General features: G+C 43.5%; 6 protein-coding genes and 4 tRNA genes. 3 read left to right on the top strand and 7 right to left on the bottom strand.

The window, feature by feature from the left end; all coding sequences use genetic code 11:
• Position 1: 1 nt before the first annotated feature.
• From C9J47_RS26165 to mutY, 7 genes are all read right to left on the bottom strand, one after another.
• Positions 2–77 (bottom strand) — tRNA-Phe (locus tag C9J47_RS26165).
• 84 nt (positions 78–161) lie between these two features.
• Positions 162–237 (bottom strand) — tRNA-Thr (locus C9J47_RS26160).
• Positions 238–287: 50 nt separating this feature from the next.
• A tRNA-Asn gene (locus tag C9J47_RS26155) sits at positions 288–363 on the bottom strand.
• Between the two features lie 59 nt (positions 364–422).
• Positions 423–498 (bottom strand) — tRNA-Phe (locus C9J47_RS26150).
• 218 nt (positions 499–716) lie between these two features.
• A complete protein-coding gene (mltC, locus tag C9J47_RS26145; RefSeq protein WP_211321794.1) occupies positions 717–1,856 on the bottom strand; it encodes a membrane-bound lytic murein transglycosylase MltC in 1,140 nt (379 codons plus the stop codon).
• Between the two features lie 115 nt (positions 1,857–1,971).
• The gene (locus C9J47_RS26140; protein ID WP_006232512.1) at positions 1,972–2,244 is read right to left on the bottom strand and encodes an oxidative damage protection protein; all 273 of its coding nucleotides are present in this window, start codon (positions 2,242–2,244) and stop codon (positions 1,972–1,974) included.
• A gap of 135 nt (positions 2,245–2,379) precedes the next feature.
• Complete coding sequence (gene mutY / locus C9J47_RS26135) at positions 2,380–3,453, bottom strand: A/G-specific adenine glycosylase (RefSeq protein ID WP_107256887.1); 1,074 nt, start codon at positions 3,451–3,453, stop codon at positions 2,380–2,382.
• 243 nt (positions 3,454–3,696) lie between these two features.
• On the opposite strand from mutY, the gene trmB reads away from it, so the two are divergent.
• The 3 genes from trmB (at position 3,697) to C9J47_RS26120 (ending at position 5,973) form a co-directional block, all read left to right on the top strand.
• Positions 3,697–4,434, top strand: a complete 738-nt coding sequence (trmB, locus tag C9J47_RS26130; RefSeq protein WP_006232514.1) for a tRNA (guanosine(46)-N7)-methyltransferase TrmB — start codon at positions 3,697–3,699, stop codon at positions 4,432–4,434.
• Positions 4,435–4,592: 158 nt separating this feature from the next.
• The gene (glsB, locus tag C9J47_RS26125) at positions 4,593–5,513 is read left to right on the top strand and encodes a glutaminase B (RefSeq protein ID WP_107256886.1); all 921 of its coding nucleotides are present in this window, start codon (positions 4,593–4,595) and stop codon (positions 5,511–5,513) included.
• Between the two features lie 49 nt (positions 5,514–5,562).
• Positions 5,563–5,973, top strand: coding sequence for a YggN family protein (locus C9J47_RS26120; RefSeq protein WP_245903635.1), 411 nt, complete (start codon positions 5,563–5,565; stop codon positions 5,971–5,973).
• Positions 5,974–6,000 lie beyond the last annotated feature (27 nt).

The raw sequence follows: 6,000 nt of genomic DNA, 5'->3' as shown, positions 1-6,000 counted from the left end.
ATGGTGCCTCGAGGCGGAATCGAACCACCGACACGAGGATTTTCAATCCTCTGCTCTACCGACTGAGCTATCGAGGCAAAAGTGAAAGCGGTTAGGCTTTTACTTTTGCAAAGCTAATGTTACACAACCTTGGTTAATGCTACACAGCGTTTGCTAAGAAATGGTGCCGACTACCGGAGTCGAACTGGTGACCTACTGATTACAAGTCAGTTGCTCTACCTACTGAGCTAAGTCGGCACACTAAATCTTTGTTGTCTTCAAGTTAACATGTAACTCAAAAACGAATTTGGCTCCCTTTGCTGGACTTGAACCAGCGACATACGGATTAACAGTCCGGCGTTCTACCAACTGAACTAAAAGGGAATTATCTATTTCGTTGCTTGCACCGTATTTCTCATATTCTAACGAACAAAAAGAAATAATGGTGCCTCGAGGCGGAATCGAACCACCGACACGAGGATTTTCAATCCTCTGCTCTACCGACTGAGCTATCGAGGCAACGGAGCGCTATTAAACGGGTTTTAGGCTCTTTCGTCAACTTTTTTTTCGAGAAAAATCGAGCAAATGGTTCGCCTGCTTGATTTTTGCTCGTTAAAGCCGTTATCTATACCAAATTGATGTGTTGAATACTGGATATCAGTATTCAACACCAGTAATGAGATGAGGTAAATGCTGTTGATAAATACCGCAAATATCTCAATGCTCTGCTCAATGACTTAAATTTTGCCTTGATTAAACTCTTTTTGGAATGCAGTCACTTTCTCTAAATAACGCCTTGCTTCTGCTTTTGGGTGTTTATTGGTCAGTGCCCAATACACCTGATTTGGCTGAAGGCTGTTTAAATCGTTCATTGCCCGTTTTCTATCATTTTTATTGAAGGTGTTAAGCACACCGCCAGCACCGCCGTTATACGCCGAAATCATACTGTAATGCAGTGATGTAGGGTTCTTTACATCTTTCAAATAACGATTACGCAAAATATAGAAATAGGCTGTGCCTGTATCAATGTTGCTTCTTGGATCAAATAAATATTCTGGACTCGGTATTCCAGGCTTCTTTTTGACAAGCTTAAAGACATCGGCGCCAGCGGTTTTGGGTATAACTTGCATTAAGCCATAAGCGTTGGCGTGGCTAACTGCGTAGGGATTGAAACTGCTTTCGGTTTTGATGATCGCATAAATTAGATCTTCAGGGATGTCGTAGCGACGAGAGGCATCTTTAATGATACTCGCATATTTATACCCTCGTTGCTTCGAGCTATTTGCAACTAAAGGGATCTCGACGTAATACGCTTGCTGATAGCGGATCTTCTTTTTCTTTAATTTGGTATTAATTAGGTGATCTGCAAATTGGTTCGCCCGCCAAGACCATTCAATTGGTTTACCATCTTGATCTAAGACTTGTTCGTAGAGGAAGGGTTTTCCTTTTAGCTCGATGGCCTGATCAGAATATAAATCGACCCCTGCTGGATTATCGGGGGTAAGCAGAGTTGTGGTGATCGCTTCTTTTAAATGTTTTTCTGGTTCTGTTTTAGCTACGGTTTCGATAGTAACGATACCGCGATCAAAATCAACGTGCGCACGGCTTTGATAGCCATCGGTATATTTAACGTATTGGCGCTTACTGGAAACTAAAGCGTTATCGTCGCCCCATTGGCGTTTAACTTTGCCACTAAACGATCCAATTAATCGGTTTAATTCAGCAGGATCTTTAGTGAACTGGCCGGGAAGCGATGCCAGATTGTTCGCAAAGCGGTTAGTGGTGGTGTAGTCAACATCGTACAGCTGCTCGATGAATTCACGACTACATCCGTTGAGCAAGAAGAGAGATAACAGTAAACAAAGGCGTTTATTCATAAGTAGGCAAACAGAAAGTGACATTATTGATAGTTAATTAACGGCCAATGATGTCATTTTCTTTCTCTACCCGTAAACCTTTTAACCGGAATATATTAATAAACCGTGATGGGTATTACTTGCTTGGTGGCGTGTAACCTTCAATGATCACATCTTGCCCCTCAAATAAGAAGTTAACCATTTCGGTTTCAAGCAACTTACGGTGATCAACATTCATCATGTTTAGTTTTTTCTCATTGATCAGCATGGTTTGCTTACTTTGCCATTCAGCCCATGCTTCTTTTGAAATGTTGTCAAAAATACGTTTACCTAGATCGCCTGGGTACAGTTGGAAATCGAGTCCCTCAGCATCTTTCTTTAGGCGAGTACAAAAAACAGTACGGCTCATTGAATGGCTCCTTAATCATGACCTAATGAGTACGTTGCTAGTTATACCAGAGTGTAACCCTAGCATCTAGGATAAGGCAGCGAAGAGGCAAAACTTATGTAAAAAGGGCGATGAAAGCCCTTTTTAACACTGAGGTTATTGTAGTGTTTTAGGGGGATTAAGCTCGTAGCGCAGGCTTTCCAGTATTTGCTGTACTGGTGCTGCTAACCCTACTTTCGGTGGCGTAGTTAAGCTATACCATTGACCTTTCCCGCTTTCTTGAATCACATTCATCGGGCTGGATAACAGCATGCGAATAGGCACAATATCAAGGTGGTAGTGACTAAAGGTATGGCGGAAAGCATGCAGTTGTTCTGCTTTGGCAATGTGGTTTTCTGAGCCGATACGCTGTGTGACTAATGCACTCAAATCATCGGTATCGTGCTGTGGAAAGCACCATAAGCCCCCCCATATTCCTGCTGGCGGTCGCTGTTCCAGCCATACTTCGTCACCGTGTTGCAAAATAGCAAACCAGGTCTGTTTTTCTGGCATCACTTTCTTTGGCTTTTTACCTGGAAAATCAGTTTGGCGAAGCTGTGCTTTTGCTTCACACATTGCTTCAATAGGGCACAGTTCGCATTTAGGTTTGCTGCGGGTACAAATCATTGCGCCCATATCCATCATTGCCTGGTTGTAACGCTCGACCCCTGAATCAGGTGTGTTCTTTTCTGCAATTTCCCACAACGCATTTTCGACTGGCTTTTTACCGGGCCAACCTTCCACGGCATAGCAACGCGCTAATGTGCGTTTTACATTGCCATCTAAAATCGCGTGATGTTGCTTGAGCGATAATGACAGAACAGCTCCAGCGGTGGATCGACCTATACCGGGCAGGGCTTGCACCTGAATAATATCGGTTGGGAATAGAGCATTGTGCTCCGAGACGATAATTTGTGCAGCTTTATGAAGATTTCTAGCGCGAGCGTAGTAACCAAGCCCTGTCCACAGATGCAGTACTTCATCTTGCTTGGCAGCGGCTAAATCTTGCACCGTCGGAAAACGTTCCATAAAGCGTTCAAAATAAGGGATCACTGTGGCAACTTGGGTTTGCTGTAGCATGATTTCTGATAACCATACTTTATAAGGTGTTTTATTTTGTTGCCAAGGCAGTGTCTTACGACCAAATTTGTCGTACCACGCTAAAATGGCATCAGAGAAGGTATTACTCACGGACTTTACTCACTGTTGTTTGCTTAGCGTTGATAGACGCTATTATAATTATTGAGTTTAATATGGTGGCACTGATTTTTACTGGTTCTGGTAGTATAGCGCTGGGCATTATTGAGCCCTGTATGGGCATGATTCCACCATAAACTTGCAGTTGTCGCAATCGATAGACTTGCACTTATGCCATAACTTTGGATAATGCCGTTCCGCTTAGTTTTTCTTCATTTTTAGTTTTAGGTATTTACCATGAGCGAAGTTTCAAAAAAGTCCGGCGATGTAACCGTGACTGAATTGACCGAAGACGGCAAACTTGTACGAAAGATTCGTAGTTTTGTTCGTCGTGAAGGCCGTTTAACCAAAGGCCAAGAATCGGCTATGGATAACAACTGGTCAACAATGGGTATCGACTTTGCTCAGCAAATGCTGGACTGGAAAGAAGTCTATAACCGTGAAGCACCTGTTGTGTTAGAAATTGGTTTTGGCATGGGCGCATCATTGGTGGAAATGGCCAAGAATGCTCCAGAGAAAGACTTTATTGGTATCGAAGTACACAGCCCTGGTGTGGGTGCATGTTTGATGGGGGCAGAAGAAGCAGCCCTAACTAACTTACGTGTAATGTGTCACGATGCTGTTGAAGTGTTTGATTACATGATTCCAGATGGCAGCCTAGACACTGTTCAGCTGTTCTTCCCTGACCCATGGCATAAAACGCGTCACCATAAGCGTCGTATCGTTCAGCCTGCATTTGCTGAGATGTTACGTAAAAAGCTGAAAATTGGTGGTGTTTTCCATATGGCAACAGATTGGGAAAACTACGCAGAGCACATGGTTGAAGTGATGAATGCGGCACCTGGTTACAAGAATACGGCAACAGACGGTGACTATATTGCGCGTCCTGAAGATCGTCCGTTAACCAAGTTTGAAGCACGTGGTCACCGTTTAGGTCACGGCGTATGGGACATGAAGTACGCACGTACCGAGTAGTCTCAGTTTTGCTAAGGTTGTAATCTTTTCCGCTATCGCCCAGACTATTTGTCGAGACCGATATGGTTAGATGCAGTGCTTAAAGCAAACATAGAATAAATTGCATCATGCCTTTAAAGCCAACCTCGTGTTGGCTTTTTTGCCCTTGGAGAATAAGAATGAAGCCAACAAAAGAGTTGCTCGCTGGTATTTTGGACGAAGTGAGACCGTTAATTGGTCAAGGAAAGGTCGCTAACTACATTCCTGCATTAGCCAATGTTTCTGCCACTAAATTAGGTATTGCCGTGTGTTATAACGATGGCGAAATCATCCAAGCCGGAGACAGCCAAGAACGTTTCTCTATTCAATCCATCTCTAAGGTAATGTCGCTCACATTAGCCATGAGCTTATATGAACCTGAAGAAATTTGGCGACGTGTAGGTAAAGAGCCTTCTGGTCATGCATTTAATTCGATGATCCAGCTAGAACTGGAAAACGGTATTCCACGTAACCCCTTTATCAATGCTGGCGCGCTGGTGGTTTCCGATTTGTTGCATAGCCGTTTGGCAGCGCCACAATATCGGATGCTAGAATTGGTACGAAAACTGTCTTGTAACCCGCATTTAACGTACGACAAGGCGGTCGCAGCATCTGAAATGCAGCACAGTGATCGTAATGCATCGATTGCGTATTTAATGCGTTCTTTCGGTAACTTTGAAAATGAAGTAATGCCTGTTTTGACCAATTATTTCAGTTATTGTGCGCTAAAAATGAGCTGTGTTGATTTGGCTCGTACATTCAGTTACTTAGCAAATAAAGGGCTTCCTTTAGGCGCGAAAAAAACTATTATCAGCCAGACTCAGAGTAAGCAAATGAATGCATTGCTTGCAACCTGTGGGCTATATGACGGTGCAGGTGAGTTTGCTTATCGTGTGGGTATGCCGGGCAAGTCAGGTGTGGGTGGCGGAATTGTTGCTATCGTGCCGGGTGAAATGTCGATAACGGTGTGGTCACCTGAGCTGGACCCTTCTGGTAACTCGTTGGCAGGCACAGCAGCATTAGAATTACTCGCTGAACGTATTGGGCGATCAATCTTTTAAAGAGCTGCGTCTATTCATGTCGCAGACTCTACGTTGTATAGGGATGGGCATGAATATGATCTTTGCTAGAAATGCGACGCCGACATTAACAATGCTGATACTCACTTTTGTGGTAATAACGACGCCTGCTTGGGCTTCACAATGTAACTTAACGTGGCATAACGTAGTGATTTTACAAGATGGTGCGTTAACCCTAGATGATGGGCAGCGTTTGTTTAAAGTGAAGCAGAATGGTCAGTTGTATTTTGGTGCGCATAAGGTTCAGTTAAATACCGCTCAACAACAAGCGCTAGTCAAATATCACCAAACCCTGACGAAAGATTTACCTTACCAACTTTCACATTCGCAGCTCATCGATGATGAATTGTGCCAGCGAGTCGTCAAAAGACAAATCCAAGAAACAGAGATCCAATCTCTGATCCCTGCGCTAAAAACGTGGAAAAGTGTGACTGTTTATTAGTAAAGTCGTTAGCGAAACAGTTAACAA

This window comes from Photobacterium indicum (assembly GCF_003026215.1).
Lineage (GTDB): Bacteria > Pseudomonadota > Gammaproteobacteria > Enterobacterales > Vibrionaceae > Photobacterium > Photobacterium indicum.
Note: the sequence above shows the minus strand (reverse complement) of the source record. Positions and strands in the feature narration are given on the sequence as shown.

Coding starts and splice junctions, on each gene's coding strand:
- mltC (WP_211321794.1), bottom strand. CDS start 1,856: ATGAATAAACGCCTTTGTTTACTGTTATCTCTCTTCTTGCTCAACGGA.
- glsB (WP_107256886.1), top strand. CDS start 4,593: ATGAAGCCAACAAAAGAGTTGCTCGCTGGTATTTTGGACGAAGTGAGA.
- trmB (WP_006232514.1), top strand. CDS start 3,697: ATGAGCGAAGTTTCAAAAAAGTCCGGCGATGTAACCGTGACTGAATTG.
- C9J47_RS26140 (WP_006232512.1), bottom strand. CDS start 2,244: ATGAGCCGTACTGTTTTTTGTACTCGCCTAAAGAAAGATGCTGAGGGA.
- C9J47_RS26120 (WP_245903635.1), top strand. CDS start 5,563: ATGAATATGATCTTTGCTAGAAATGCGACGCCGACATTAACAATGCTG.